This window comes from Streptomyces musisoli (genome assembly GCF_016741855.1).
In the GTDB taxonomy this organism is placed as follows: Bacteria; Actinomycetota; Actinomycetes; order Streptomycetales; family Streptomycetaceae; genus Streptomyces; species Streptomyces musisoli.
The window spans coordinates 19,078-45,984 of sequence record NZ_JAERRH010000022.1; the positions used below are offsets into that span (position 1 = coordinate 19,078).

Here is a 26,907-nt window from a genome sequence, read left to right on the forward strand (position 1 = left end):
GGCCCACATGCGCGTGCACGAGCTGTGGGGTTGCTGTGAGTCGGCCTGGGAAGAGTGGCAGGAGATCTCACGGTCTGTCAGGACCGCGTCATGAATTTGGCCGGAAATGGTCCGTTGTCCGGATGTTCATGTTCGGTATGCGAACCGGACGGCTGGGTGCGGTGCGGGGGACGGACCGGCGTGCCGCCCGCCCGTCCCGTGGACCCGCTACGCCAGGCTGTCCCGCCATGCCCGGTGCAGGTTCGCGAACCTGCCGGAACCGCCGATCAGTTCGCCGGGTCGGCCGTCCTCGACGATCCGGCCCCGCTCCATCACCAGCACCCGGTCCGCGATCTCCACCGTGGACAGCCGGTGCGCGATCACCACTGCCGTACGGCCCCGCAGCACCGTCGACATCGCCCGCTGGACCGCCCGCTCGCCCGGGACGTCCAGCGCACTGGTCGCCTCGTCCAGGACCAGCACCGCCGGGTCGGCGAGCAACGCGCGGGCGAAGGAGACCAGCTGGCGCTGGCCGGCGGAGATGCGCCCGCCACGCTTGCGGACGTCGGTGTCGTAGCCGTCGGGCAGGGCGCTGATGAACTCGTGCGCGCCGATCGCCTTCGCGGCCTGCTCGATCTCCGCGCGGCCGGCGTCCGGCCGGCCGATGGCGATGTTGTCCGCGACGGTGCCGGAGAACAGGAACGCCTCCTGCGTCACCATGACCACCCCGCGCCGCAGCTCCGCCACGGACAGCTCGCGCAGATCCACCCCGTCCAGCAGGACGCGGCCCTCGGAGGGGTCGTAGAAGCGGGCGAGGAGCTTGGCGAGTGTGGACTTGCCCGCACCCGTGGAGCCGACCACGGCGACCGTCTGCCCGGCCGGGAGCGTCAGGTCGAACGGGGGCAGCACCTCGCCGCCGGTGCGGTAGCCGAACCGGACACCGTCGAAGACCACCTCACGGCCCGGGAGACCGCCCCTCGCCGGGGGGAGCTCCCGCGAAGCCGCCGGTTCCGGCACGGACGGGGTCTGCGCCAGCAGCCCGGCGATCTTCTCCAGCGAGGCGGCGGCCGACTGGTAGGAGTTCAGGAACATCCCCAGCCGGTCGATCGGGTCGTAGAGCCGGCGCAGGTACAGCACCGCCGCCGCCAGCACGCCCAGCTCCAGCGAACCGGACGCCACCCGGTAGGCGCCCCACAGCACGATCCCCGCGACCGCCGTGTTGGCCACCAGCCGGGAGCCCACCACATAGCGGGCCATCTCCAGCAGGGCGTCGCCGTTGGTGTGCGCGTGGCGCCGGTTGAGGACGGCGAACTCGGCGTCGTTCGCGGCCTCCCGGCGGAAGGCGCGCACCGGCCGGATGCCGTTCATCGTCTCCACGAACTTCACGATCACCGCGGCGATCGCCGTGGACCGGGCCCGGTACACCCGGCCCGCCCGCCGGCGGTACACCCGGACGAGCAGGTACAGCGGCGCGAAGGAGGCCACCGCGACCGCGCCCAGACCGAGATCCAGCCACAGCAGCAGCGCCGAGATGTAGACGAAGGACAGCACGACGGTCACCAGCTCCTGGAGGCCCTCCTCGAGGAGCTCGCGCAGCGACTCGACGTCGGTGGTGGAGCGGGAGATCAGCCGGCCCGAGGTGTACCGCTCGTGGAAGTCGATGCTCAGCGCCTGGGCGTGCCGGAAGATCCGGCCCCGCAGGTCGAGCAGCACGTCCTGGCTGACCCGGGCGGACGACTCGATGAACGCGAACTGCAGCACACCGGACAGCAGCGCGCACAGCAGATAGCCGACGGCCACCGCGATCAGCGGACCGTGCCGGTGGTCGCGGAACGCGGGTACGGCGGTGTCGATGGCGTACGCCACCAGCAGCGGGCCCACCTGGACCGCGGCCTGCTGGAGAAGCAGCAGCAGCGTGGTGACCGCGGTCCCCGCCTTCAGGGGCGAGAGCAGGGAGCGCAGCAGGGCGGCCGTCGCCCCGGGCGGGGCGGGCAGCAGGTCGCGGTCGAAGGCGTCACCGCCATCGCCGCCGCCGTCGGCGGTGCCCGGCGCGCGGTGCTCGTCGTCGGCGGTGGGCGTGGAGGCGGTCGGCGCGGTCAACGGTGGTCCTCCTCGTCCCCGGACATCAGGTAGGCGTACTCGGGGTTGGTGCGAAGCAGTTCCTGGTGGGTGCCGACGGCCGCGATCCGGCCGCCCGAGAGCAGGGCGACCCGGTCGGCGAGCAGCACCGTGGACGGCCGGTGTGCCACGATCAGCGCGGTGGTGTCGGCGAGCACCTGCCGCAGCGCGGCCTCCACCGCGGCCTCGGTGTGCACGTCGAGCGCGGACAGCGGGTCGTCCAGCACCAGGAAGCGAGGCCGGCCGACCACCGCGCGGGCCAGTGCGAGCCGCTGCCGCTGGCCGCCGGACAGGCTGAGTCCCTGCTCGCCGACACGGGTGCCGGTGCCCTGGGGGAGGGTGTGCACGAAATCCGCCTGCGCCACGGCGAGCGCGCGGTCGAGGTCGGCCGCCGTGGCGCCGTCGCCCGCGCCCATGAGGACGTTCTCGCCGACGCCGGCGGAGAAGAGGGTGGGTTCCTCGAACGCGACGGCGACCTTGGCGCGCAGTTCCTCGCGCGGCACGGCCGTGATGTCGACGCCGTCCAGGGTGATCCGGCCGGCGGTGACCTCGTGCAGGCGGGGGACGAGCGCGGTGAGCGTCGTCTTGCCGCTGCCGGTGGCGCCCACCAGCGCCATGGACTCGCCGGGGTGGATGTGCAGGTCGATGTGGGCGAGCACGGGCGGGGCGTCCGGGGGCGCGTCGGGGTAGCGGAACCGGACGCCCTCGAAGCGGAGTCCGGCGCGGGCGGCCGTCGGGGGAGGGCCGTCGGCCGCCCCGGCGGCGGCACCGTCCGTGTCCGTCTCCGGCGCCTCGTCCATCACCTCGAAGTACCGTTCCGTCGCGGTCGCCGCCTCCTGGCTCATGGCCAGCAGGAACCCGATCGAGTCCACCGGCCAGCGCAGCGCGAGGGCCGTGCTCAGGAAGGCGACCAGGGTCCCGGCCGACAGCCCTCCGTCGGCCACCCGGACGGAGCCCAGGACCAGCGCCGCCCCGATGGCCAGTTCGGGCAGCGCCACGATGACGCCCCAGATGACGGCCAGCAGCCGCGCCTTGCGCAGCTCGGTGCCGCGCAGGACGGCCGCCAGCTCGTGGAACGCCCGCACTTGGCTGCGGTGCCTGCCGAAGCCCTTGACGATGCGGATGCCGAGCACGCTCTCCTCGACCACCGTCGTCAGGTCGCCGACCTGGTCCTGGGCGCGCCGCGTCACCTGGGCGTAGCGCCGTTCGAAGACCGCGCAGGTCCACATCACGGGGATCGCCGGAGCGAGGATGACGAGGCCCAGGACCCAGTCCTGCACCAGCATGATCGCCACGCCGATGACGATGGTGACGCCGTTGACGAGCAGGAACGTCAGGGGAAAGGCGAGGAACTGGCGCAGCAGCATCAGGTCCGTGGTGGCACGGGACAGCAACTGGCCGGACGCCCAGCGGTCGTGGAAGGCGACGGGCAGTCGCTGCAGCCGGCGGTACAGGGCGGCCCGCATCTCCGCCTCCACCTGTGACAGCGGCCGGGCCACCAGCCAGCGCCGTATGCCGAACAGCACCGCTTCGGCGACCCCGAGGGCGAGCAGGTACAGCGCGCCGAGCCACACCCCGGACGGGTCCCGGTCGGCGACCGGACCGTCCACCATCCACTTCAGGACGAGCGGGATCACCAGACCTGTGCAGGAGGCGACGATCGCGACGAGAGCGGCCGTGCACATCCGAGCCCGGACCGGGCGGACGTACGGCCACAGCCGCAACAGGGTGCGGACGGCGGAGCGGTCCTCGGTGGTTGCACGTGTCGTGGGCATCACCGCGAGCGTACGGACCGGCACGGATTTCACCCACCGAGTTTCGGACGCGGCCCCGGCCAAGCGGCGCGGGGCCGGCAAGGGGCGCGGGGCCGGCAAGGGGCGCGGGGCCGGCAAGCGGCGCGGGGCCGGCCCGGGGGCGCGGGGCCGGCATCAGCCGTTCGGACGACGCCGCTTCGAGCGGTCCGGCCGATGTGCCGGGTTGTGCGCGCGGGGTCCCCGGGGCATGCCATGCGTCATCCACGGAAGAAGAAGAGGCCCCGGGGACGTCGAATCCCCGGGGCTTTCCCGGTGTGCGCCTTCAGTCGCTCATCAGTGCCACTTCTGGTCCTTGTTGCCGTTGCAGCTCCACTGGATCGCAGTGGTTCCCCCGCTGAAGCTGCCGGATCCGGCAAGGCACTTCTTCGAGTTCCTGTTGAGGATCTCGTTTCCCCTGCCCTTCGTGTACCACTTCTGGTCGGGGTTTCCGTTGCAGTCCCACACCGCGATTTTGGCGCCCTGCGACGCCGAGCCGCCCCAGGTGCCCAGGCACTGGCCGTTGCCGTTGATTATCTGGTAGAAGTTCCCGAGGACGTCTTCGCCGACGTAATTGAAGGTCCAGGTCTGGTCGCGGTTACCGTTGCAGGTCCACAGGTAGCCGACGGTGCGGTCGGCTCCGTTTTTGCTTCCCAGGCACCAGCCATAACCGTTCTTCAGGCTGACACCCGCCGCCGATGCGGACGGCGCAAGCCCGACAACCGTCACCAGAGCGGCCGAGAGGGCGCCTGTCGTGATCGACGCGCGCGCAAACTTGTTCATGGCCTAAATCCTTCCAGGAATTGTCCTGATCGGGCGTCAGACCCGATAGCGAGATCGTATCCTACTGATCTTTTGACACCGTGTCAGACGGCCGGATCACGCCAGGCGTGACCGGACTCGAATCTTCCGGAGAATAGGCATGGTTGAGCATGGCGGCGTGCGCGGGCAACTGATTTGTGGACCGGCGGCGCAAGGGGACCTGGAGGCCCGGAGAATTCCTGCCGGTGCCTGGAGAAGGTGACCGTTTCCCATCCTTGACGGCGGCCCTGTCCACCATCAGGGAAATCGCCTTCCGGCATCGCCTTCCACGGCCCCCGTTCCGTCGGCTGTCCACACTCAGAGAAAGGGGCTGAATCGCACGGGGGTTGCATTCGACAGGCGTGATCCACGTCACGGACGGCTCTCGGGCAGGCTCAGGCGACCCGCAGCAGCAGCACCGCCCGCGCCGGAACCGTGATCCTGGCCCCCGCCGGATGGACCGTGCACGGCGCCTGCGCCTGCTCCTCCGCGGCGGTGTCCACGACCACCTCGTACCGCTCCGCCCACGGCGGCCCCGGCAGCACGAACCCGGTCGGCCGGTCACCCGCGTGCAGCACCGCGAGGAAGCTGTCGTCCACCACCGGCGCGCCCCGCTCGTCCCGGCCCGGGATGTCCCGCCCGGACAGATACATGCCGAGCGTGGCCGCGGGCGCGTACCAGTCGCCCTCCGTCATTTCCGCTCCCCGCGAGGTGAACCACGCCAGGTCCCGCAGCCCGTCCGCGGTCTGGGCACGGCCGGAGAAGAAGGCCCGCCGGCGCAGCACCGGATGCCGGTGGCGCAGCGCGATCAGCCGCGTGGTCAGGTCGTACAGCGCCCGCCAGCCGGGGTCCTCGAGCAGCGACCAGTCCAGCCAGCCGATCTCGTTGTCCTGGCAGTAGGCGTTGTTGTTGCCGCGCTGGGTGCGGCCGAGTTCGTCGCCGGCCACCAGCATGGGCACACCGGTGGACAGCAGCAGCGTGGTGAGGAGGTTGCGCAGTTGCCGGCGGCGCAGCGCGCGCACCCGCTCGTCACCGGTCTCGCCCTCCGCGCCGCAGTTCCAGGAGCGGTTGTCGTTCGTGCCGTCCCGGTTGTTCTCGCCGTTGGCCTCGTTGTGCTTGGTCTCGTACGACACCAGGTCGCGCAGGGTGAAACCGTCGTGCGCGGTGACGAAGTTGACGGAGGCGTAGGGGCGCCGGCCGCCCCAGGCGTACAGGTCGCTGGAGCCGGACAGGCGGTAGCCCATCTCCCGCACGTCGGGCAGGGCATGCCGCCAGAAGTCCCGGACGGCGTTGCGGTAGCGGTCGTTCCACTCGGTCCACAGGGGTGGGAAGGCGCCCACCTGGTAGCCGCCGGAGCCGATGTCCCAGGGCTCGGCGATCAGCTTCACCCGGCGCAGCACGGGATCCTGGGCGATGACCGCCAGGAACGGGGAGAGCATGTCGACGTCGTGCATCGAGCGGGCCAGCGCCGCCGCGAGGTCGAAGCGGAAGCCGTCCACGCCCATCTCGGTCACCCAGTAGCGCAGCGAGTCGGTGATCAGGCGCAGCACCTGGGGCTGGACGACGTGCAGGGTGTTGCCGCAGCCGGTGTAGTCGGCGTACCGGCGGGCGTCGCCCTGGAGCCGGTAGTAGCCGCGGTTGTCGATGCCCTTCAGGGACAGCGTCGGGCCCAGCTCGCCGGCCTCCGCGGTGTGGTTGTAGACCACGTCGAGGATGACCTCGATGCCGGCCGCGTGCAGGGCGCGCACCATCCGCTTGAACTCGCCGACCTGCTGCCCCGTCGTGCCGGAGGCCGCGTAGGCCGCGTGCGGGGCGAAGTAGCCGATGGAGTTGTAGCCCCAGTAGTTCCTCAGGCCCCGACGCAGCAGGTGGTCCTCGTGCGCGAACTGGTGCACGGGCAGCAGCTCGACGGCCGTGACGCCCAGGCTCACCAGGTGCTCGACCGCGGCCGGGTGCGCGAGCCCGGCGTAGGTGCCGCGCAGTTCCTCCGGTATGCCGGGATGGAGCTTGGTGAAGCCCCGGACGTGCAGCTCGTAGAGGACCGAGTCGGCCCACGGCGTCTTGGGCCGGTGGTCGTCGGACCAGTCGTCGTCATCGTGCACGACCACGCCCTTCGGCACGTACGGCGCCGAGTCCCGTTCGTCCCGCACGGTGTCCGCGACCTGCTGCTCCGGCCAGTCCCGCACGTGTCCGTACACCTCCGGCGGCAGCCCGAACTCGCCGTCCACCGCCCGCGCGTACGGGTCGAGCAGCAGCTTGGCCGGGTTCCAGCGGGCGCCGGTCCACGGGTCCCAGCGGCCGTCCACCCGGTAGCCGTACCGCTGCCCGGGCATCACGCCCGGCACGAAGCCGTGCCAGATCTCGTGCGTCAGTTCGGTCAGCGGGATCCGCGTCTCCCGGCCCCCCTCGTCGAACAGGCACACCCGGACGGCCTCCGCCCCGGCCGCCCACAGGGCGAAGTTGGTGCCGGCGATCCCGTCCGGCCCGACCCGGAACCGGGCCCCCAGCGGGGTCGGCGTACCCGGCCACACGGCCGGGGTGGGCGGTACGGCCCGCCGGGCGCCGTTCACCGCCGCCGGTTGCCCGCTCCCGGCGGCCGGCTCCCCGGCCGGTGCCCGCTGCTCGGCTGCGCTCGTCACTGTCGGCCCTCTTCTCAGTGGCTCACCCGAGGGGCGCGGTCGGCGTGCCGCGGAGCCGGGGAGCGTTCCGGCAACCCGGCCACCCGGCACGACCGCGCCCCGACGGCTCCCGCGCGAACCGGGGGTGTCTCCTGCGCGGAGGCTCCCCGACGTGTCGTCCTTCCCTGTGTTCTGCCCAGTGCGTGGCTCGCACTCACGTTTCCCCGGAGCGGGCCCGTCGTTGAGCCCCCCGTGAGGCACGTACAAGGACGCGCACGGCGCGCGGGGGCCGCGCTGGCGGCCCTACTGACATGGGCGGGGCTGCTCACGGGCTGCTCCGCGGACGGCCCGGGACCGCTGGGCATGGGCGGGGCACTGGGCAAACCACCTGCCCCCGAGGACGTCATCCGGGTGACTCCCGACGACGGCAGCAAGGGCGTACGTCCGGGTGACCGGCTGCGGATCCGGGTGCCCGGAGGGCGGCTGGAGAAGGTGACCGTCGTCAGGTCGCAGGACGCACAGGACTCGCCGGTCCCGGGACACGTCGCCGAGGACGGGCTGACCTGGCTGCCCGACCAGAACCGGCTGGCGCTCGCCGCCAAGTACACCGTCGACGTGGTGGCACTGGACTCCCGGGGCCGCCGCTCGGCCCGGCACACCACCTTCACCACCTACGTCCCCGACGAGCGGTTCATCGGCTACGTGACGCCCGAGAACCGCGCCACCGTCGGCACCGGGATGATCGTCTCGCTCGCCTTCAGCCGGGAGATCGAGAACCGCGCCGCCGTCGAACGGGCCGTGCGCGTCACCGCCCGGCCGCCGGTCGAGATCCGCCCGCACTGGTTCGGCAAGGACCGCCTGGACTTCCGTCCCGAGCACTACTGGAAGCCCGGCACCGAGGTCACCGTCGACCTGGGCCTGCGGGACGTCGAGGGCGCGCACGGCGTCTACGGCCTCCAGGACAAGACCTTCTCCTTCACCGTCGGCCGCAGCCAGGTGTCCCGGGTGGACGTCACCAAGCACACCATGGACGTCCGGCGGGACGGGCAGCTCCTCGCGACCGTGCCCATCACGGCGGGCGCGCCCAAGCACCCGAGCTACAACGGGAAGATGGTGGTGATGGACATGCTGGAGGTCACCCGCATGAACAGCCAGACCGTCGGCTTCGGCGGCGAGTACGACATCCCCGACGTCCCGCACGCCATGAAGCTCACCGACTCCGGCACCTTCCTGCACGGCAACTACTGGGCCCCGGACGCCCCCGGGGTGGCCAACGTCAGCCACGGCTGTGTGGGCCTCAGGGACGTCAAGGGCGGCGGCTCGGACACCCCGGCGGGCTGGTTCTTCGACCGCAGCCTCGTCGGTGACGTCATCGAAGTGGTGCACAGCAAGGACAAGACGGTCGCACCGGACAACGGACTCGGCGGCTGGAACATGCCCTGGAAGGAGTGGAAGGCGGGCGGCGCGGTGAAGTGACCGGGGGAGGGGACGCGGGTGAGGGTGCCAGGCGGAAGTTGCGACGGAACGGTGACATTCGCCTGACACCGCTCACAAAACCTGGCGGTTAATATGCGCGCAAAGAGGTGGGGAGCGGGCCTGACCTGGGCCTGGTGAGGGGAGAACAACTTGAACATGCGGCCTGTATCGGGGGCGTCGACTCAGGGGCGGCGAGGCCGTAGGGGACTGGCAGTCATAGCCGGCGCCCTGGTGCTGTCGCTCGCCGCCTGCGGCGGAGGCGGGGACTCCGACTCCGGGAGCGGGAACGGCAAGGGCAAGGGCAAGGGCGGCGAGCAGGGCGGGCAGTCCACGGCTGTCGTCAGCATCGCGCCCAAGTCCGGTGCCACCGGCGTCGACACCAGCGGCGCGCTCAAGGTCGGCGTCGCCCAGGGCAAGCTGACCGAGGTCACCGTCACGGACGAGAAGGGTGCGAAGGTCGAGGGGGCCATCACCGGGGGCGGTACGTCCTGGACGCCGTCGACCCATCTGGCCGCCGCCACCAAGTACTCCGTGCACGCGGTCGCGAAGGACTCGGAGGGCCGTGAGGCCGCCGAGGACGCCGGCTTCACCACGCTCACGCCGAAGAACACCTTCGTGGGCTCCTTCACCCCCGAGGACGGCTCCACCGTCGGCGTCGGCATGCCGTTCTCCATACGCTTCACGCGGGGCATAACCAGCCCGGACGCGGTGGAGAAGGCCATCCGCATCAAGACCGAGCCGGCCGTCGACGTCGAGGGCCACTGGTTCGGCAACGACCGCCTGGACTTCCGCCCCGAGAAGTACTGGAAGGCCGGCACCAAGGTCACCGTCGACCTCGACCTGGACGGCGTCGAGGGCCGCGACGGCGTCTACGGCGAGCAGCGCAAGACCGTGAAGTTCACCATAGGCCGCAACCAGGTCTCCGTCGTGGACGCCGAGAAGCACACGATGAAGGTCACCCAGGACGGAAAGGTCGTCAAGACCGTCCCGGTCACCACCGGCAAGCCCGGCTACGACACCTGGAACGGCCAGATGGTCATGAGCGAGAAGCTCACCGTCACCCGGATGAACGGCGAGACCGTCGGCTACGGCGGCGAGTACGACATCAAGGACGTCCCGCACGCCATCCGCCTCACCACCTCCGGCACCTTCATCCACGGCAACTACTGGGGTGGCGACGTCTTCGGCAACTCCAACGCCAGCCACGGCTGTGTGGGCCTGCGCGACGTGCGCGGCGGCTACGACAGCGGGGTCCCGGCGGCCTGGTTCTTCAACCACTCGATGGTCGGTGACGTGGTGGTCGTGAAGAACTCCCACGACCGCACGGTCGCCCCCGACAACGGCCTCAACGGCTGGAACATGTCCTGGGCCGACTGGAAGAAGTGAGTCCGACCGACGTAAAGGGCCCGGTGCTGTGAGGAACGGCACCGGGCCCAACGCCGTTAGTCGCCGTTAACCTGACTTCCATGACCGTCACTCTGGAAGTCGCCGAAGGCGTCGGCACCCTGAGGCTGAACCGGCCGCCGATGAACGCGCTGGACATCGCCACCCAGGACCGCCTCAAGGAACTGGCCGAGGAAGCCACGCGCCGCGCCGATGTGCGCGCCGTGGTGATCTACGGCGGTGAGCGGGTGTTCGCGGCGGGCGCGGACATCAAGGAGATGCAGGACATGGACCACGCCGCGATGGTCCAGCGCTCCCGCGACCTCCAGGACGCCTTCACCGCCGTGGCCCGCATCCCCAAGCCGGTCGTCGCCGCCGTCACCGGCTATGCCCTCGGCGGCGGCTGCGAGCTGGCCCTGTGCGCCGACTACCGCATCGCCGCCGACAACGCCAAGCTCGGCCAGCCCGAGATCCTGCTCGGACTGATCCCGGGCGCCGGCGGCACCCAGCGGCTGCCCCGGCTGGTCGGCCCCTCCAAGGCCAAGGACCTCATCTTCACGGGCCGTCAGGTCAGGGCCGCCGAGGCGCTGGCGATCGGCCTGGTGGACCGGGTCGTCCCCGCCGCCGAGGTGTACGAGGAGGCGCACGACTGGGCCGCGCGGCTCGCCCAGGGCCCGGCGATCGCGCTGCGCGCGGCGAAGGAGTCCGTCGACACCGGCCTGGAGGCCGACATCGACACCGGGCTCGCCGTCGAACGCAACTGGTTCGCGGGCCTGTTCGCCACCGAGGACCGCGAGCGGGGCATGCGCAGCTTCGTGGAGGAAGGGCCGGGCAAGGCCAAGTTCCTCTGACCCGTCAACCGCGTGAACTTCTCGCGACTCCCGAGGGTGGACTTGCGCCTGACGTGTCGTCTCCTCAGGGTCCCCCGATGGGGCGTTTTATGGGAGCCTTAAGACAACCTTAAATCTGTGGTGTCGAGGGAGCCTGGCGCTTGCCCCGAAGTGGGCCGTCGCCGCAGATCAGCCGTGCTGGGCCGGACATCGACATGCCATCGGCATATGCCGGGCGACCGGCGTGGCATGGGGGCGCACGGGGGGCGCATTCCTTCGGAACGCCCCCCAAGACGGCTCCGGACGGCCATCATGGGGGCATGGCGGGGCTGGAGGGCATCGAACAGCCGCGGGGACACAGCCGTGCAGCCGCGGCACGCTGGTCGCCCGCGGTCGAGGACGAACAGGCGCTCAAGGCGCTCGAACTGTTCGGCAACCCGACGGAGGCGGAGGTCCCGCTGCCGTCCCGCCCGGAATCCGCGGCCACGGCCCGCCGGCTCGCCCAGGTCGTCGTCCTGCGTACCTGGCGGCTCACCCCCAAGCTGGCCGAAGACGCCGTCTTACTCGTGTCGGAACTCGTCGGCAACGCCGTACGGCACACCGGCGCCCGCGTCTTCGGCCTGCGGATGCGCCGCCGCCCCGGCTGGATCCGGGTCGAGGTCCGGGACCCCTCGCGCGGGCTGCCCTGTCTGATGCCGGTACAGGAGATGGACGTCAGCGGCCGCGGACTGTTCCTCGTGGACAAGCTCTCCGACCGGTGGGGTGTGGATCTGCTGCCGCGCGGCAAGACCACCTGGTTCGAGATGCGGGTCGCCGACCGCTAGGACCTGCCGCCTGGACCGCCACACGCCCCGAAGCCACGCGGAGCTGCCCGGCCCGCCCCTTCGGAGCGCTGCCGCATGACCGGAGCCGCGCGGAACCGCCCAGCCCTTCGGGGCGCCGGCGCGCGACCCGAAGCCCCGCGGAGCTGCCAGGACCGCCCCTCCGGAGCGCTGCCGCATGACCGGAGCCGCGCGGAACCGCCCAGCCCTTCGGGGCGCCGGCGCACGACCCGAAGCCGCGCGGAACTGCCCGGCCCGCCCTTTCGGGGCGCTGTCGCGCGACCCGAAGTCGCGCCGATTCGGGCTAATAGCCGGTTTTTCGGTCAACTCGACCTTAAATGGTGCGGGTGACCTCCACCCCCCGCCGCGACGTGCTCCGTGCCGGCGCCGGGATCGTCGTCGGCGGTGCGCTCGCCGCCGGGTGCGGCACCGGCCAGGCCGCCCCACCCCCCGCCGCGGTCTCCACGCCCACCTCCACGCCCGCCTCCGCCCCCACCTCCCCCTCCGTATCCCCGTCCGCCGCCCCCGCCCCCCGCGCCTACCCCGGCCTGCCCGCCCAGATCACCCACGGCCCGCGCTCCCGCCCCCGGGTGGCCCTCACCTTCCACGGCCAGGGCGACCCCGCTCTCGCCCACACCCTGCTCGCCACGGCCGAGCGGCACGGCGCCCGGCTCACCGTGCTCACCGTCGGCACCTGGCTGGACGAGCACCCGGATCTCGCCCGCCGCATCCTCGACGGCGGCCACGACCTCGGCAACCACACCCAGCGGCACATCGGCATCAACACCCTGCCCGAGGCGGACGCCCGCAGGGAGATCACCGACTGCGCCCAGCGGCTGAGGCGGCTCACCGGGTCCATCGGCACCTGGTTCCGCCCCTCCCGCGCCCCGGCCGCCTCCCCGCTCGTCGCCGGACTGGCCCACACCGCCGGCTATCCGCACGTGCTGTCGTACGACGTCGACTCGCTCGACTACACCGGCCCCGGCGCGGCCGCCGTCACCCGCAAGATCCTCGCCGAGGTGCGCAACGGATCGGTGGTGAGCCTGCACTTCGGATATCCGGACACGGTCGCCGCCCTTCCCGACGTCCTGACCGAACTCGGCCGTCGCGGACTGCGCGCGGTCACCACCACGGAGCTGCTGAGCTGATGCGAACCACGAAAGCCGCCCGCCTGCTGGCCGCCGGTGCCGCCGTCACCGCCCTCACGCTGCTCTCCGCGTGCGGCGGCGGACCGGACGGCCACGAGAGCGAGGCCCACGTCAGCAAGGCACCCGTACAGCCGCGGGTGAAGGAGCCGCGGGTGAACGTGCTGCCCGGGATGCCACCGGTCGACGACCCGGCCGACCTGTACTCCGCCGACCGGCCGAACCGGCTCTCGCCCGTGGTCGAGGACTTCCCCTCCCGGGTGTACGTCCCCAACACCAACTCCGACACGGTCACGGTCATCGACCCCGCGACCTACCGGGTCGTCGAGACCATCCGGGTCGGCCGCCAGCCCCAGCACGTCGTGCCGTCCTGGGACCTGAAGACCCTCTGGGTCAACAACGACCTCGGCAACACGCTCACCCCGATCGACCCGCGCACCGGCAGGGCCGGCGCGCCGGTCGAGGTGCACGACCCCTACAACCTCTACTTCACGCCCGACGGCAAGTACGCCGTCGTCATGGCCTCCATGGACCGCCAACTGGTCTTCCGTGACGCGCACACCATGAAGGTCGTGAAGGCCGTCCCGGTCAGCTGTTACGGCGTCAACCACGCCGACTTCTCGATCGACGGACGGTACTTCATCGTCTCCTGCGAGTTCAGCGGCGAGATCCTCAAGGTCGACACCGCCGCGATGAAGGTCGTCCGCCAGGAGAAGCTGCCCCTGCACGGCGCCATGCCGCAGGACGTCAAGATCTCCCCGGACGGCAGGCTGTTCTACATCGCCGACATGATGGCCGACGGGGTGTGGATCCTCGACGGCGACAAGTTCACCCGGCCCCGGTTCCTCGCCACCGGCAAGGGCGCCCACGGCCTCTACGTCAGCCGCGACTCCCGCGAGATGTACATCTCCAACCGCGGTGAGGGCACCGTCTCCGTCTTCGACTTCACCCGCGACCGGCTCACCAAGAAGTGGCGGCTGCCCGGCGGCGGCAGCCCCGACATGGGCGGTGTCTCTGCCGACGGCAAGGTCCTGTGGCTGTCGGGCCGGTACAACTCCGAGGTCTACGCCATCGACACCCGCACCGGCGCCGAACTGGCCCGGATCAAGGTCGGCAGCGGCCCGCACGGCCTCGCCGTCTACCCGCAGCCCGGCCGCTACTCGCTCGGGCACACCGGCATCTTCCGCTGAGCCGCCGTCAGGACCCCGCTTCTGGATCGCGCCCGGCCGGGCGGTGCGGCACCGTGGCCCCGGGCCGGCCCGAACCGGAGGAAGGACCCCGGCCGGCCGGCGCGAGCAGCAGCGCCTCCGCGCCCACCGGACGGTAACCGGCCGCCTGGAACGCCCGGAGGCTGCGGGCGTTCCCCGGGGCGATCTGCGCCCACAACGGCTCCGGGGCGAGCTGCCGGGCGGCGGTCGCCAGCAGCCGTCCCAGCCCCCGGTGGCGGGCGTCCTCGTCCACCTCGACCGACACCTCCAGCCGCCCCGCGACCCCGCGGCCCATGACCAGCACCCCGCCGTCGGCGGTCCAGGCGCGCACGTCGTCCCGCCTGCGGCGGGCGTAGGCGATCCGGGGACGGTCCGCGTCCTCGATCTCCCGCAGCGCGAGCGGCGGCCCGCCCGGCAGCGGGTCGCCCACCAGCACCGCGTCGACGGTCTCGGCCCGGCGGCCGGTCCGGTCCAGCAGGGCGGTCAGGAAGCGCGGGTTCAACGTCGCCGCCAGGGCGTCGCAGTCCGTGCCGCGCAACGTCCTGCGGACCCACTCCGGGTCCTCGTCGACGAAGACCACCGAGTGCGCGGTGAAGGCCAGCACCCCGGCGTCCCGCGGCGAGGGCTGCGCAACGACCGTCGTCCCGCCGTCCGCCGGCGGGAAGACACCGGCCGTCGCCGCGTCGAGAATGTCCCGCAAGGTCGCCACAGCCGCTCCTCGAGTCTCCACCCACTGGAAGGCACAGACTTCCAGACATGACCGAAGACGGCGCCTGCCGTCGTGAACCGGCAGCCCGCCCCGCCGCACGCCGAGGACCTCGCCTGGGTGGCCGCGGCACTGCGGGCTCGCACGGGCCGTTAATCTGACCAGCGACAGTACGTCGGCACGGCATCAGAAATACGAACAAAAGGGGCGGATCGGTGGCGGACATCGAGGAAGCACGCAAGCAGTTCCAGCGGATCGACGCGGACGGTGACGGGTTCATCACCGCGGCGGAGTTCAAGTCCGCCCTGGCGCAGGAGGGTGACTGGAACGTCACCGAGACGGTCGCCGAGGCCATCATCCGGACCCGTGACCTCAACGGCGACAAGGTGCTGTCGTTCGACGAGTTCTGGACCTACCTGAACAAGTGACCCCATGACGGCGGGGGCGCCGGCCCCGGGTGGGCCGGGCGCCCCCGCCGTCGTGCCGTCACCCGCCGGGCCGGATGCGCACGCTCCAGCGGCCCTCGTGCCGCTCCAGCGTCAGTGGCAGGTCGAAGCACTTGCCGACCTGGTCGCCGGTGAGCACCGACTCGACCGGCCCCGAGGCCAGCACCCGCCCCGCGCGCAGCAGCACGGCATGCGTGGTGCCCGCCGGCAGTTCCTCCAGATGGTGGGTGACCAGCACCGTCGCCAGCGCGGGACGGTCCGCCCGCAGCTGGTGGAGTGCCTCGATCAGCTGCTCCCGGCCCGGCAGATCCAGACCGGTCGCCGGCTCGTCCATGAGCAGCAGCCGCGGCTCGGGCATCAGGGCCCGCGCGATCAGCGTCCGGCCGCGCTGCCCCTGGGAGAGCGTCGGCCAGCGGGCGTCCCGGAACGCGCCCAGTCCCAGCGTGGCCAGCAGCGCCTCGGCCCGCTCCACCTGCTCCGGGGTCGGCCGCCGGCGCGGGACCGGCTCGATGGAGTTCGTCACCCCGGTGAGCACCACGTCCCGCACCCGCAGCGGCGAGGTGAGCGGATGGCGCGGGTCGACGTGCCCCACCTGGGCGCGCAGCTCGCGCAGGTCCACCCGGCCCAGCCGGCGCCCGAGCACCTCCACCGAGCCCCGCGTCGGATGCACCAGCGCGCCGAGCAGCCGGAGCAGCGTGGACTTGCCCGCGCCGTTGGCCCCGAGCAGCGCCCAGTGCTCGCCGGCCCGGACGGTCAGGCTCACCTCCTGGAGCAGGGACGTGCCGTCCCGGACGACATGCACGTCCCGCGCACGCAGCACCTCGGTCATCGCAGCCCCCGGTTCACCGCGGACAGCACCGCCTGCACGGCGGCCGACGGGCCCGTGCCCGCGCCCCAGGCCGTGACGCCGTTCACCCGGCACTCGGCGAAGGCCGCCGTCCCGTCCTGAGCGAAGTCCAGGACGTCGACCGTGAGACCGGCGCCGGCCAGCGCGTCGACGAACGCGGTCAGCGGGCCGGTGCCCGTGCCCTCGTGGTCGCCGGTCCGGTCACCGGCCTCCAGGGTGCAGACGAAGCGGTGGACGCCGGGCGCCTCCTCGTGCGTGGACCAGGCGTGCAGCCGTACGGCACCCTCGGTCAGGTAGGCCGCCTGGAACAGCTCGTACAGCTCCTTCGGCGTGGCCTCCCGGCCGCTGTCGTCCGTCGCCTCCTGCACGATCCTCGCGAACTCGGGCCGCATGCCCGGCGGGAGGTCGATCCCCGCGTGCCGGTTCAGCAGATACGCCACCCCGCCCTTGCCCGACTGGGAGTTGACGCGGATCACCGCCTCGTACGACCGCCCGAGGTCGGCCGGGTCGACCGGCAGGTACGGCACCGCCCACGGCGCCTGCCGCTCGGGCACCCCCGATTCCGCCGCCCGGCGGGCGTGGTGGGCCAGGCCCTTGCCGATCGCGTCCTGGTGGGTCCCGGAGAACGCGGTGTGGACCAGTTCGCCGGCGTACGGGTGCCGCGGGTGCACGGGCAGCCGGTTGCAGTGCTCCACCGTCTCCCGTACGGCGTCGATGTCGCCGAAGTCGACCATCGGATCGACCCCTTGGGCGTAGAGGTTCAGGGCCAGGGTCACCAGGTCGACGTTACCGGTGCGCTCGCCGTTGCCGAAGAGGCAGCCCTCCACCCGCTGGGCTCCGGCCAGCACGGCGAGTTCGGCGCAGGCGACCCCCGTGCCGCGGTCGTTGTGCGGGTGCACCGAGAGGATCACGCTGCCACGGCGGGAGAGGTTGCGGTGCACGTACTCGATCTGGTCGGCGTAGACGTTCGGGGTGGCGATCTCCACGGTCGCCGGGAGGTTGTGGGTGACCGGACGGTCCGGGCTCGCGTCCCACAACCGGGTCAGCCCGTCGCACAGTTCGAGCACGAAGTCGGGCTCGGTGAGGTTGAAGGTCTCGGGGGAGAACTGGAAGCGGACGCCGGGCGCGTCCCCGGCCCGCCGGGCCATGTGCTCGGCGGCCCGGCGCACGGTCCGCCGCACCTCGTCCCGGTCCCGGCCGAGCACCACGTCCCGCCACACCGGCGAGGTCGCGATGTACAGGTGGACGACGGCCCGGGGCAGGCCCTCGATCGCGTCGAAGGTCCGGTCGATCAGGTCGGTCCGGGCGGGCGTGAACACGACGGGCGTCACGTCGTCCGGTACCGCCCCGCCGTCCACGAGGTGGCGCACGAAGCCGAAGTCCGTCCGGCTCGCGGACGGGTAGCCGATCTCGATCTCCTTGAAGCCCGTCGTGACGAGCAGGTCGAAGAAACGGCGCTTCCGGGGCGTGTCCATCGGTTCGGCGAGCGCCTGGTTGCCGTCCCGCAGGTCGACGGGGACCCACAGGGGGGCGCGCTCGATGCGGGCGGAGGGCCAGCGCCGGTCGCCGGCGGGGACGTGCACGCGCTCCTGGTAGGGGCGGTAGCGGTGGTACGGCATGGGGCTGGGCCGCTGCGGGTTCCAGCTCGGGGTGGTGGTCATCGTCTGCTTCTGCCTCGGGCTCGTCGGACGGTGACCGGCAGCACGAGGCCCCGCGGCGGGGCGCCGGTCGCGTCAGACCCCGCCGCGGCAGCCGAGGAGAAGCAGACCGCGGAACGTCATGCGAGGTACGCTAGCGACACCTCAGCTCCTCAGACAAGTGAGAATCACTCCGTACACCCCGTACCCGCGCCCGTACCTCCGGAACAAGTTGGTGACCCCGATGCAGCTCGGCGCCCTCCGCCCCAGCCCGCTGGTCGAACAGGCCGCGCAGCGCCTGCGGGAGCAGATCGCCGCCGGTCACTGGCCGGTCGGCGGCAAGCTGCCCGGCGAGACGACGCTGGCCAGGGAACTCGGGGTCGGCCGCTCCACGGTCCGCGAGGCCCTGCGCGCCCTCGCCGGCGCCGGCCTGGTCCGACCCCGGCACGGCGCCGGGGTCTTCGTCATCGCCACCGAGCCCGCCGAGGACTGGCCCGCCCGGCTGCGCCGGGCCACGGTCACCGACGTCTACGAGGTCCGTGTGGGCGTCGAGGTGCAGGCCGCCCGGCTCGCCGCGCACCGGCGCACCCCGGACGACGTCGAGGCGCTGCGGACCGCGCTGGAGGGGCGCCGCACGGCGGCCGCCGGTGACGACCCCGGCTTCGTGGACGCCGACATCGCCCTGCACGCGGCCGTGGTCGCCGCCGCCCACAACCCCGTACTGGCCGACCTGTTCACCGAGTTCGTCCCCGTCCTGCGGGAGGGGCTGGTGGCCCTGCTGGACCTGACCCGGCTGCGCGAGGAGAACCCCGGCACCGGGGACGACAGCCACGCGGCCCTGGTCCGGGCGATCACAGACGGGGACGCGGAGAAAGCGGCGACGACCCTGCTCACCGAACTGGAGTCCACGCTCGCCCTGTTGCGCGAAACACACTGAGACCGAGGCCCACCAGAGGCCCAAGAAACCGCACGCCCACCCACGACGGCCCCCCACACACCCACTGCCCGCCACCCCCCCACGAGGGGCGCGGGGAACTGCGCAAAAACCCACGACGCACCCGCACACACCCACTGCCCGCCACCCCCCCCACGAGGGGCGCGGGGAACTGCGCGAAACCCCACAACGCACCCGCACACACCCACCGGCCCTTGCACCCTCGCACCCTTTCATCCCGCCGCGGCCACCCTCCGGTACCGCCCCGGCGGCACCCCGAACTCCCGCTTGAACGCCTTCGCGAAGGCGAACTCCGAGGTGTATCCCGTGCGTTCGGCCACCTCGCGCAGGGACAGGTCGTCGTGGCGCAGCAGCCGGCCCGCCGTGGTCATCCGCCACCACGTCAGGTAGGCCAGCGGCGGCTCACCCACCAGCGCCGTGAACCGGCGCGCGAACGCCGCGCGGGACAGTCCGCCGACCGCGCCCAGCTGCGCCACCGTCCAGTCGCGGGCCGGCTCGCCGTGGATCGCGCGCAGCGCCGTCGCGACCGCCGGGTCGGCCAGCGCCGCCGCCCAGCCCCGGTCCCGGCCCGCGGCGCGCTCGCTCTCCCACCAGGCCCGCAGGCTGTACAGCAGCAGGGTGTCCAGCAGCGAGGTGACGATCGCGTCGGTGCCCGGCCGCTGCTCCTCCAGCTCCATCCCGAGCAGTTCCACCGCCGCCCGCAGCGAACGGTGCCCGCCGACCCGGGCGGGCAGGTGCACCACCTCGGGCAGCTCGGCCAGCAGCCGGTGCGCCCGGTCCCGGTCGAGCCGGTAGGCGCCGCACAGCGTGACGGTGTCCGGGCAGTCCTCGCGCGGTTCCCCCGACGGCCCGCTCCAGGTGCCGTCGGGCAGCAGCCGTACCTCCTGGAGGGGGACGTCGAGCTCGCTGGCCAGCGCGTGCCCCTGCCCGTGCGCGAGGAAGACGACGTCCCCCGGCGCCAGCGCCACCGGGTCCCCATCCTGCGGGATCAGCCAGGCCGAGCCGCGCAGCATCACATGGAACCCGGCCTCGTGGGTGGCGCCGAACCGCAGGCCCCAGGGCGCGTACTTGTACCGGCGCGAGGAGTGCGGCCGGCCGGTCCGCATGGCGGCCACCACATCACTGAGCACGTCCATGCGCCGACCCTAGAGCACACGTCCGGCCACGGAAGACGATCGGACATAAAACCAAGATCGGGGGACATGGAGCGTCTCTCATGGCGGCCGTAGCGTCGATGGCATGTCAATCACCGCACGCACCGTGCTCTTCGACGAACTCGGCGGCCCCGGCGTCCTCAGGGTCGAGCCGGTCGAACTGCCCGCGCCCGGCCCGGGCGAGGTCCTGGTGAAGGTCGAGGCGCTGGGCCTCAACCGCGCCGAGGCGATGCTCCGTTCCGGCACCTACTTCTACCTCCCGCCCCTGCCCGGCTCCCGCAACGGCTACGAGGCGGCCGGCGAGGTGACGGCGGTCGGCCCCGAGGTGACCGCCTTCGCGCCGGGCGACCTCGTGCTGTCGGCGGCCAACTTCAACCTCGGCTCCCACGGGGTGTACGGCGACCACGTGCTGCTCCCGGAGACCTCGCTGGTGCCCCGCCCGGCCGGTACCGACGCGGTCGACGCCGCGGCCGTCTGGCTCACCTACACCACCGCCTACGGCGCCCTGGTCGAGCGGGCGCGCCTGGCGGCCGGCGACCACGTGCTGATCACCGGGGCGTCCAGCGGGGTCGGCACCGCCGCGATCCAGGTGGCCCGGCGGGCCGGGGCGATACCGATCGCCACCACCCGCACCGAGGGCAAGCGGCGGGCGCTGCTGGACCTCGGCGCCGAACACGTCATCGTCACCGAGCGGGAGGACGTGACCGAGGAGGCCCTGCGGGTGACCGGCGGCCGGGGCGCCGGCATCGTGCTGGACGCGATCGGCGGACCGTACCTGCGGGAGCTGGGCGCGGCGACGGCCACCGACGGCACGCTGATCAGTTACGGCTGGCTGGCCGAGCGCCCCACGGAACTGCCGATGCAGTGGCCGCTGACCGTCCACGGCTACAGCAACTTCGTCCTCACCGGCAGCGCGGAGGGCCGCCGCCGCGCCGGCCACTACATCGCCTCCGGCCTGGCCGACGGCACGCTCCGCCCGGTGATCGGTGAGGTCTTCGACGGCCTGGACCGGATCGTGGACGCCCACCGGCTGATGGAGTCCAACGCGCACACCGGAAAGATCGTCGTACGGATCTGAGGCCGCGGCCGGCGCCGGGCGGTCCGCAGGACTTGACCGCGGGCACCCGTTCGGGCCGGCGACCGGAATAGCCCGCGTTCCCGCGAGGTTGGACGACAGAAGAATGCACATGCATGAATTATTCGGAGGGTCGGACATGAAGATCGGCATCATCGGCGCGGGGAACATCGGCGGCAACCTCACCCGGCGGCTCACCGCCCTCGGCCACGACGTCTCCGTCGCCAACTCCCGCGGTCCCGAGACACTCAGGGAACTGGCCGAGGAGACCGGCGCGACCGCGGTCCCGGCGGCGGACGCCGCGAAGGGCGCCCAGGTCGTGGTCGTCACGGTCCCGCTGAAGGCGGTACCGGGACTCCCCGCCGGCCTGCTGGACGGCGCGGCCGAGGGCGCCGCGGTGATCGACACCGGCAACTACTACCCCCAGCGCGACGGCCGGATCGCGGCCATCGAGGACGAGGGCCTCACCGAGAGCCGCTGGACCGAGCAGCACCTCGGGCACCCGGTGGTCAAGGCGTTCAACGGCACCTACGCCCAGGACATCCTGGACCGCCACCGCCCCGCGGGCGACCCGGACCGCATGGCCCTCCCGGTCGCCGGCGACGACGAGGCGGCCAAGCGGACCGTCCGCGACCTGATCGGCGAACTGGGCTTCGACACGGTCGACGCCGGCACCATCGCCGACTCCTGGCGCCAGCAGCCCGGCACCCCGGTGTACGGCCTGCGCGGGGACGCGGCGGCGGTACGGAAGGCCCTGTCCGAAGCCTCCCCGGAACGCCCGGCGGACTTCCGGGCCTGACCCGGCCCGCCGGGGCTGCTACGCGCCGTCGGCCCACGTCTTCAGCGCGGCCTTGCTCGCGAATTTCGCCACGTCCTTGTCGTGGGGTTCGCTGGTGTACTGGTGGAACAGCCACTTGGCCTCGATGCGGGGCTTGCCGGCGGTGACGTAGTCGGCGATCCAGAGGCCGTCGCCCGCGTAGGAGGTCGTGTCGACCGTCAGCCAGAAGTGACGGTTCGCGTACAGCACGACCCGGTTGTCCGGTCGTGCCTCCTTCAGCCTGCGGATGAAGCGGTCCTTCTCCGCGTTGCTCGCGTGGGTGCCGTCACCGGTGGTCTCCCAGTCGACGGCGAGGAGGTCGCCGGGGCGGTCCGGGGCGTGGCGGAGGAAGTAGTCGGCCTGGGCGGTGAGGTTGCCGGGCCACAGGAAGTGGTAGAAGCCGACGACCAGCCCGGCGTCACGGGCGGTCCTCGTCTGCGCGGTCAGGCGGGGATTGACGTACGAATGCCCCTCCGTCGCCTTGATGAAGACGAAGGAGAGGCCGTCCGTGCCGTAGGAGGTGGACTGATAGGCGCTCACGTCGATGCCGTGGAGCATGGGGTACTCCCAAATGTGCCGGTGGGGGGACAGGAGTCGACTGCTATATGCCCCGGTCCGGCGTGAGCGATCCCGTTCGTGTGGAAAACGTCAGCCCCGGGTCACCACCGACCCCAGCACCGAAGCCGGCTTCGCCGACCAGTCCGAGGTGATGAGGCTCGCGTGGTTCCCGGCCAGCAGGGCGAGCCGCGCGGCGACCTCGGCGTCCGTCGGGTCGGTGGAGGAGATCGCCGGGGCCACGCTGTGGGCGCCCGTCGCGATCAGGATGTAGTGGTTGGCGGAGTAGAACGAGGTGTCGTACCCCTTGTCGACGTAGGACGCCGCGTCACCGTCGAAGAACACGAACCAGGGACGGATCGAGGCGTCGTACCTGCTGGTGCGCGGGTCGCCGTTCTCGGCGCCCAGGACGACCGGGAAGGCCTGGGCCGCGGAGATGCCGCCGGCCGCGGACAGGTCGCGCAGATGGTCGCCGTACTCCTCGTCCGTCCAGTAGTGGTCGAACGGGTTGGCCTGCTCCACCGTCCCCGGGATCAGGTCGAAGACGAACTTGCCCCTGAGGGAGTCCCGGGTGGCCCAGGCGTTGGCCTTCGCCGCCGCGTCCAGCGTGTCGTACGTCCCGCCGAGCAGGTCCGCCGGCTTGTAGACGCTGCTGCCCAGCTTCTGCGCGACGAGCGTGTCGAACTCGTCCGGCCCGAGGCCCGCCTTGTCGTTGAAGCCGACCTTCATCTCGACCTTGACGACGATCGGCGGGTGGTCGGGGTGGAGCCGGCTCCAGGTGGCCATGTCGTCCAGGCAGCCGCCTAGGTCCTGGTTGCGGCTCTTGCTGTACAGGTCGCCGGGGGTCTTCGCCGCCTCGCAGTTGTTGTCGTTGCCCAGCGGGTTGCTGTGGCTGACCCGCCAGCGGTGGGTGAGGCTGTCGACGTAGACGTCCAGTTCCAGCAGCGAGGCGCCGGAGTCCAGGGCCTGGGCGAAGTACGTGTACTTGGCCTTGTCGTAGGCGTTGTGCGTGCCGATGGCCGTCGTCTCGGAGAACTTCGGCGACGCCGCGTGGGCGTTGCCCGGAACGACCGCCAACGAAGCGGCGACACCCAGGAGCACCGCCGGTCGTCTCATCCCGCCCATTCCCGAACTCCCTTTTTCCGACATCGAGTTGGCGGAAGCGTAGGGCCGAGTGGTTACCATGCGGTAGCCCAGGGGGGAACATCGGTGCCGGGGCGCTGCCTGCGGTGGCCGCGGCTCAGCCCACCAGGCCGAGGCGGACGGCGGTCACGCCGGCCTCGAACCGGCTGGAGGTGCCGAGCTTCTCCATGATCTGGTTCATCACACGGCGCAGGGTGCGGTCCGAGCAGGCCAGCCGGCGGGCGATGGTCTCGTCCTTGGCGCCGGTGGCCAGCAGCGCCAGCACCTCGCGCTCCTGCGCGGACAGTTCGAGTCCGGGCCGCCCTCGTTGGGGGTGCCGCTCGGTGTGCGGCCGGGCGAGGTCCCAGGCGTGCGTGAACACCCTGACGAAACACTGTGCGACGGGCGTGCTGTGCAGGATGACGTCGCCGCCCTCGCCCTGCGGGCCCGGCCCCGCCCCGATGACGACGATCGCGCGGTCCAGGATGTTCATGTGGAGCGGCACCGTCGTGGCGACCCGCACCTCGGCCCCCGCGTCGGTCAGCGCGTTCAGGTAGCGGGCCGGTGCGTGTGAGCGCAGGGCCTGCTGGGAGGTCAGCATGCGCATCCGGATCCCGTTCGCCACCATCTCCCGGTCCCGGACGAGACTCGCCTCCAGGACCTGGGCGTCGGGGAAGGAGTTGCGCATCGCCAGCAGCTCCTCCCGGCCGAGCGCGTCCAGTTCCTCCAGCCGCTTGCGGGTGTGCTCGCGGTCCGTGAAGTACTCCGTCTCCACGGCTTCCCGGGCGTCGAACCGCGGGGCCGCCGCCAGGGACAGGACGTCCTCCATCGCCCGGGCGTCACGGGCGAGTTCCTCGGCCGTCTCGCGCAGGCGGCGCCGGTGCTCGGAGACGAGGTGCCGCAGGGCGCGATCGGGAGGGCTGAGCCGGTCACCGCCCGGAGCCAGCAGCCGCCGGTCCGTCAGCCACCGGGCCAACTCGGCGGGCATCCGCCCGAGTTCCTCCCGCTCCGCTTCGGCATCCCTCGCTCCCGACATCGCGATCCGCTCCACCATGGCCAGATAGGCCTCTTTCGCCCGGGAGTCGGTCGGCTGCCGCCCCGGCGGAGGGTTCTGCGCCGCATGCATGCGGCGCACGATACGGGCGCCCCGCACGGGAGGCCAGAGACGCCGTCGCGGCCGGCTCCCGGCCTGGCCGGGAGCGGACGTGCCGGTTTCGGCCAGGGGCGGGGGGCACCACCCTGCCGTTAACCTCTTGCCCGCCCGCCCGACTCCTCGCGTCCCCGGTGCGCCTCCCCTGCCACATCCGCGCCGAAGGCCGCCGAGGGGGGTGGGTGCGCGCTCCTGATCCGGCCGGTCCCGCGATGCGAGGCTTGACATGGGCTTGGCATGCGCATGCTCACCATGGCGATGCGGTGCGACCCGACCGGATCCCCACGCTCACCACTAGTTTCCTCACACCCCACAAGGAGACACGGTGCCACGGCTACGAAGAATCACCCTGGCAGGCCTCTCCCTCGTCACGGCCGCCGCGGGCCTCGCGGCGCTGCCGGCGAGCGCCGGGGCGGCCCCCGCGGACCACCGCACGACGGCGGCCCAGGCCCCCGCCCTGACCGCGGCGGCGCCCGACATCGACGTCACCCGGGTACAGGCGCACCTCACCGAACTGAACGCCATAGCCGGCCGCAACGGCGGCAACCGCAGATCGACCACCCAGGGCTACCGCGACTCGGTCGCCTATGTGAAGGGCAAGCTCCAGGCGGCCGGATACACCGTCACCGAGCAGCCCTGCACCTCCGGCTGCACCAGCGGCGCCGGCCCCAACCTCATCGCCGAGTGGCCCCAGGGCGACGCGTCGAAGGTGTACATGTTCGGCTCCCACCTGGACAGCGTCTCCGCCGGACCCGGCATCAACGACAACGGCTCCGGCAGCGCGACCCTCCTGGAGGTCGCGCTGAAACTCGCCGAGACCAGCCCCTCGATGGCGGCGCGCGTCCGCTTCGGCTGGTGGACCGACGAGGAGCAGGGCCTGAACGGCTCGGACTTCTACGTCCGTTCGCTGACCTCCGCCCAGCGCTCGGCGATCAAGGCGTACTACAACTTCGACATGGTTGCCTCGCCCAACGGCGGCTACTTCATCAACCACGTCACCTCCGCCGCCGCCGCACCGATGAAGGCGTACTGGGACTCGCTGAACCTCCAGCCCGAGGAGAACACCGAGGGCGCCGGCCGGTCCGACGACTACTCCTTCGAGAACTACGGCATCCCGACCTCCGGCTACGCCATGGGCGCGAGCGCCCGCAAGACCTCGGCGCAGGCGGCCAAGTGGGGCGGCACGGCGGGCGCCGCCTACGACGGCTGCTACCACTCCTCCTGCGACACCACCGCCAACATCAACGCCACCGGGCTGAACCGCAGCGCCGACGGCGTCGCCTACACGCTGTGGAAGCAGGCGGTCTCGGACACCACCCCGGCGAACGACTTCTCGGTCTCGGCGAGCCCCGCCACGGGCAGCGCCGACCCCGGCACCTCGCTGACCACCACCGTCGCCACGACCACCACCAGCGGCTCGGCACAGACGGTGAACCTGACCGCCACGGGCGCCCCGGCGGGCGTCACGGTCGCCTTCAGCCCGGCCTCGGTGACCTCCGGGTCCTCGTCCACGGCGACGATCTCCGTCGGCTCCTCCGTGCCACCCGGCACGTACCCCCTCACGATCACCGGCACCGGTTCCACCACGCACACCGCGCCGTACACGCTGACCGTCAAGGGCGCGGGCGGCTGCACCGCGTCGCAGGTGATCTCCAACGGCGGTTTCGAGAGCGGGACGTCGCCGTGGACGGGTGACACGGGCGCCATCGGTTCGTTCAGCGGCCAGTCCGCGCACTCCGGGTCCCGGTACGCCTGGCTGGCGGGCTACGGCCACGCGGCCACCGACACCGTCAGCCAGACGGTGACCGTACCGTCCGGCTGCACGAAGGCGACCCTGAAGTACTGGCTGCACATCGACACCGACGAGTCGGGCACCACGGTCTACGACACCTTCCAGGTCAAGGTCGACGGAACCGCCAAGCAGACGTACTCCAACGCCGGCGCGGCCACCGGATACACCGAACGCACCCTGGACCTGACCCCGTACCTCGGCCGGCAGATCACGCTGACCTTCACCGCCACCGAGGACTCCAGCCTCCAGACGAGCTTCGTCGTCGACGACGCCACCCTGACGACCGGCTGAGCCCGGACGAGACACGAAAGGGGAGGCGGACTCACCGGAGTCCGCCTCCCCCCCAAGGCTCCCGCCGCGGGCCGTCCCGTCCCGCCGCACGGCGCGTCCCGTCCCGCCGCACGGCGCGTCCCGGCCCGCCGCACGGCGCGTCCCGGCCCGCCGCACGGGGCGTCCCGGCACGGCCCCGGCACGCCCCGGCC

Annotated in this window: 22 protein-coding genes; 11 read left to right on the plus strand and 11 right to left on the minus strand. The window is 72.2% G+C overall.

Translation table 11 applies throughout. From position 1 onward, the window contains the following. Positions 1-207 precede the first annotated feature (207 nt). The 4 genes from JK361_RS34520 to glgX all read right to left on the minus strand — a co-directional run bounded on the left by JK361_RS34520 (position 208) and on the right by glgX (position 7,327). Entirely contained in the window at positions 208-2,079 is a 1,872-nt protein-coding gene (locus tag JK361_RS34520) for an ABC transporter ATP-binding protein (protein WP_201825958.1), read from the minus strand. Next, entirely contained in the window at positions 2,076-3,872 is a 1,797-nt protein-coding gene (locus JK361_RS34525; protein ID WP_201825960.1) for an ABC transporter ATP-binding protein, read from the minus strand. Before JK361_RS34525 ends, JK361_RS34520 begins: the two co-directional genes overlap by 4 nt. A gap of 312 nt (positions 3,873-4,184) precedes the next feature. Then, positions 4,185-4,670, minus strand: a complete 486-nt coding sequence (locus tag JK361_RS34530) for an RICIN domain-containing protein (protein WP_201825962.1) — start codon at positions 4,668-4,670, stop codon at positions 4,185-4,187. Between the two features lie 413 nt (positions 4,671-5,083). Continuing rightward, a complete protein-coding gene (gene glgX, locus JK361_RS34535) occupies positions 5,084-7,327 on the minus strand; it encodes a glycogen debranching protein GlgX (protein WP_201825963.1) in 2,244 nt (747 codons plus the stop codon). 231 nt (positions 7,328-7,558) lie between these two features. Here glgX and JK361_RS34540 point away from each other — a divergent pair, with 231 nt between their 5' ends. From JK361_RS34540 to JK361_RS34565, 6 genes are all read left to right on the plus strand, one after another. After that, the gene (locus tag JK361_RS34540; protein ID WP_201825965.1) at positions 7,559-8,782 is read left to right on the plus strand and encodes a L,D-transpeptidase; all 1,224 of its coding nucleotides are present in this window, start codon (positions 7,559-7,561) and stop codon (positions 8,780-8,782) included. 156 nt (positions 8,783-8,938) lie between these two features. Further along, positions 8,939-10,168 (plus strand): L,D-transpeptidase, encoded by a 1,230-nt coding sequence (locus tag JK361_RS34545; protein WP_201825967.1) that lies wholly within the window; start codon positions 8,939-8,941, stop codon positions 10,166-10,168. Positions 10,169-10,248: 80 nt separating this feature from the next. After that, positions 10,249-11,016: an enoyl-CoA hydratase/isomerase family protein gene (locus tag JK361_RS34550; protein WP_201825969.1), complete on the plus strand. Its 768-nt coding sequence runs from the start codon at positions 10,249-10,251 to the stop codon at positions 11,014-11,016. A gap of 299 nt (positions 11,017-11,315) precedes the next feature. Then, positions 11,316-11,819 (plus strand): ATP-binding protein, encoded by a 504-nt coding sequence (locus tag JK361_RS34555; protein ID WP_201825971.1) that lies wholly within the window; start codon positions 11,316-11,318, stop codon positions 11,817-11,819. A gap of 335 nt (positions 11,820-12,154) precedes the next feature. Then, positions 12,155-12,964, plus strand: coding sequence for a polysaccharide deacetylase family protein (locus JK361_RS34560; RefSeq protein ID WP_201825973.1), 810 nt, complete (start codon positions 12,155-12,157; stop codon positions 12,962-12,964). After that, the gene (locus JK361_RS34565; RefSeq protein ID WP_201825975.1) at positions 12,964-14,151 is read left to right on the plus strand and encodes a YncE family protein; all 1,188 of its coding nucleotides are present in this window, start codon (positions 12,964-12,966) and stop codon (positions 14,149-14,151) included. The genes JK361_RS34560 and JK361_RS34565 overlap by 1 nt, the downstream gene beginning before the upstream one ends. A 7-nt stretch (positions 14,152-14,158) precedes the next feature. On the opposite strand, the gene JK361_RS34570 is transcribed toward JK361_RS34565, so the two are convergent. After that, positions 14,159-14,878 (minus strand): GNAT family N-acetyltransferase, encoded by a 720-nt coding sequence (locus JK361_RS34570; protein WP_307787389.1) that lies wholly within the window; start codon positions 14,876-14,878, stop codon positions 14,159-14,161. 212 nt (positions 14,879-15,090) lie between these two features. Here JK361_RS34570 and JK361_RS34575 point away from each other — a divergent pair, with 212 nt between their 5' ends. Then, positions 15,091-15,303: an EF-hand domain-containing protein gene (locus JK361_RS34575; RefSeq protein WP_201825977.1), complete on the plus strand. Its 213-nt coding sequence runs from the start codon at positions 15,091-15,093 to the stop codon at positions 15,301-15,303. A 58-nt stretch (positions 15,304-15,361) separates the two neighbouring features. Here JK361_RS34575 and JK361_RS34580 read toward each other — a convergent pair whose 3' ends face one another. After that, complete coding sequence (locus JK361_RS34580; protein WP_201825979.1) at positions 15,362-16,150, minus strand: ABC transporter ATP-binding protein; 789 nt, start codon at positions 16,148-16,150, stop codon at positions 15,362-15,364. Continuing rightward, the gene (locus JK361_RS34585; protein ID WP_201825981.1) at positions 16,147-17,829 is read right to left on the minus strand and encodes a 2-isopropylmalate synthase; all 1,683 of its coding nucleotides are present in this window, start codon (positions 17,827-17,829) and stop codon (positions 16,147-16,149) included. Before JK361_RS34585 ends, JK361_RS34580 begins: the two co-directional genes overlap by 4 nt. Before the next feature lie 220 nt (positions 17,830-18,049). Here JK361_RS34585 and JK361_RS34590 point away from each other — a divergent pair, with 220 nt between their 5' ends. Further along, positions 18,050-18,742, plus strand: coding sequence for a FadR/GntR family transcriptional regulator (locus JK361_RS34590; RefSeq protein WP_201826092.1), 693 nt, complete (start codon positions 18,050-18,052; stop codon positions 18,740-18,742). A gap of 230 nt (positions 18,743-18,972) precedes the next feature. On the opposite strand, the gene JK361_RS34595 is transcribed toward JK361_RS34590, so the two are convergent. After that, positions 18,973-19,896, minus strand: coding sequence for an AraC family transcriptional regulator (locus tag JK361_RS34595; RefSeq protein WP_201825983.1), 924 nt, complete (start codon positions 19,894-19,896; stop codon positions 18,973-18,975). Positions 19,897-19,999: 103 nt separating this feature from the next. On the opposite strand from JK361_RS34595, the gene JK361_RS34600 reads away from it, so the two are divergent. Both JK361_RS34600 and JK361_RS34605 read left to right on the plus strand, forming a co-directional pair. Next, entirely contained in the window at positions 20,000-20,992 is a 993-nt protein-coding gene (locus JK361_RS34600) for a zinc-dependent alcohol dehydrogenase family protein (RefSeq protein ID WP_201825985.1), read from the plus strand. A 136-nt stretch (positions 20,993-21,128) separates the two neighbouring features. After that, entirely contained in the window at positions 21,129-21,788 is a 660-nt protein-coding gene (locus tag JK361_RS34605; protein WP_201825987.1) for an NADPH-dependent F420 reductase, read from the plus strand. An 18-nt stretch (positions 21,789-21,806) separates the two neighbouring features. Here the strand turns inward: JK361_RS34605 and JK361_RS34610 are convergent, their stop codons facing one another. The 3 genes from JK361_RS34610 to JK361_RS34620 all read right to left on the minus strand — a co-directional run bounded on the left by JK361_RS34610 (position 21,807) and on the right by JK361_RS34620 (position 24,609). Continuing rightward, positions 21,807-22,364 carry a glycoside hydrolase family 25 protein gene (locus JK361_RS34610; RefSeq protein ID WP_201825989.1) on the minus strand — a complete coding sequence of 186 codons (558 nt, stop codon included), beginning with the start codon at positions 22,362-22,364 and terminating at the stop codon, positions 21,807-21,809. 90 nt (positions 22,365-22,454) lie between these two features. After that, positions 22,455-23,477: a phosphatidylinositol-specific phospholipase C domain-containing protein gene (locus JK361_RS34615; protein WP_236054046.1), complete on the minus strand. Its 1,023-nt coding sequence runs from the start codon at positions 23,475-23,477 to the stop codon at positions 22,455-22,457. 124 nt (positions 23,478-23,601) lie between these two features. Continuing rightward, complete coding sequence (locus JK361_RS34620; RefSeq protein ID WP_201825993.1) at positions 23,602-24,609, minus strand: helix-turn-helix transcriptional regulator; 1,008 nt, start codon at positions 24,607-24,609, stop codon at positions 23,602-23,604. A 349-nt stretch (positions 24,610-24,958) separates the two neighbouring features. Between JK361_RS34620 and JK361_RS34625 the strand changes: the two genes are divergently transcribed. Next, positions 24,959-26,716 (plus strand): M28 family peptidase, encoded by a 1,758-nt coding sequence (locus tag JK361_RS34625; RefSeq protein ID WP_201825995.1) that lies wholly within the window; start codon positions 24,959-24,961, stop codon positions 26,714-26,716. The last annotated feature ends 191 nt before the right edge of the window (positions 26,717-26,907 follow it).

Excerpts from the sequence above, each read along its gene's own strand:
- JK361_RS34525 (WP_201825960.1), bottom strand. The coding sequence starts at position 3,872 with ATGCCCACGACACGTGCAACCACCGAGGACCGCTCCGCCGTCCGCACC.
- JK361_RS34530 (WP_201825962.1), bottom strand. The coding sequence starts at position 4,670 with ATGAACAAGTTTGCGCGCGCGTCGATCACGACAGGCGCCCTCTCGGCC.
- JK361_RS34545 (WP_201825967.1), top strand. The coding sequence starts at position 8,939 with ATGCGGCCTGTATCGGGGGCGTCGACTCAGGGGCGGCGAGGCCGTAGG.
- JK361_RS34550 (WP_201825969.1), top strand. The coding sequence starts at position 10,249 with ATGACCGTCACTCTGGAAGTCGCCGAAGGCGTCGGCACCCTGAGGCTG.
- JK361_RS34555 (WP_201825971.1), top strand. The coding sequence starts at position 11,316 with ATGGCGGGGCTGGAGGGCATCGAACAGCCGCGGGGACACAGCCGTGCA.
- JK361_RS34560 (WP_201825973.1), top strand. The coding sequence starts at position 12,155 with ATGGTGCGGGTGACCTCCACCCCCCGCCGCGACGTGCTCCGTGCCGGC.
- JK361_RS34565 (WP_201825975.1), top strand. The coding sequence starts at position 12,964 with ATGCGAACCACGAAAGCCGCCCGCCTGCTGGCCGCCGGTGCCGCCGTC.
- JK361_RS34580 (WP_201825979.1), bottom strand. The coding sequence starts at position 16,150 with ATGACCGAGGTGCTGCGTGCGCGGGACGTGCATGTCGTCCGGGACGGC.
- JK361_RS34585 (WP_201825981.1), bottom strand. The coding sequence starts at position 17,829 with ATGACCACCACCCCGAGCTGGAACCCGCAGCGGCCCAGCCCCATGCCG.
- JK361_RS34590 (WP_201826092.1), top strand. The coding sequence starts at position 18,050 with ATGCAGCTCGGCGCCCTCCGCCCCAGCCCGCTGGTCGAACAGGCCGCG.
- JK361_RS34595 (WP_201825983.1), bottom strand. The coding sequence starts at position 19,896 with ATGGACGTGCTCAGTGATGTGGTGGCCGCCATGCGGACCGGCCGGCCG.
- JK361_RS34600 (WP_201825985.1), top strand. The coding sequence starts at position 20,000 with ATGTCAATCACCGCACGCACCGTGCTCTTCGACGAACTCGGCGGCCCC.
- JK361_RS34605 (WP_201825987.1), top strand. The coding sequence starts at position 21,129 with ATGAAGATCGGCATCATCGGCGCGGGGAACATCGGCGGCAACCTCACC.
- JK361_RS34610 (WP_201825989.1), bottom strand. The coding sequence starts at position 22,364 with ATGCTCCACGGCATCGACGTGAGCGCCTATCAGTCCACCTCCTACGGC.
- JK361_RS34615 (WP_236054046.1), bottom strand. The coding sequence starts at position 23,477 with ATGAGACGACCGGCGGTGCTCCTGGGTGTCGCCGCTTCGTTGGCGGTC.
- JK361_RS34620 (WP_201825993.1), bottom strand. The coding sequence starts at position 24,609 with ATGCATGCGGCGCAGAACCCTCCGCCGGGGCGGCAGCCGACCGACTCC.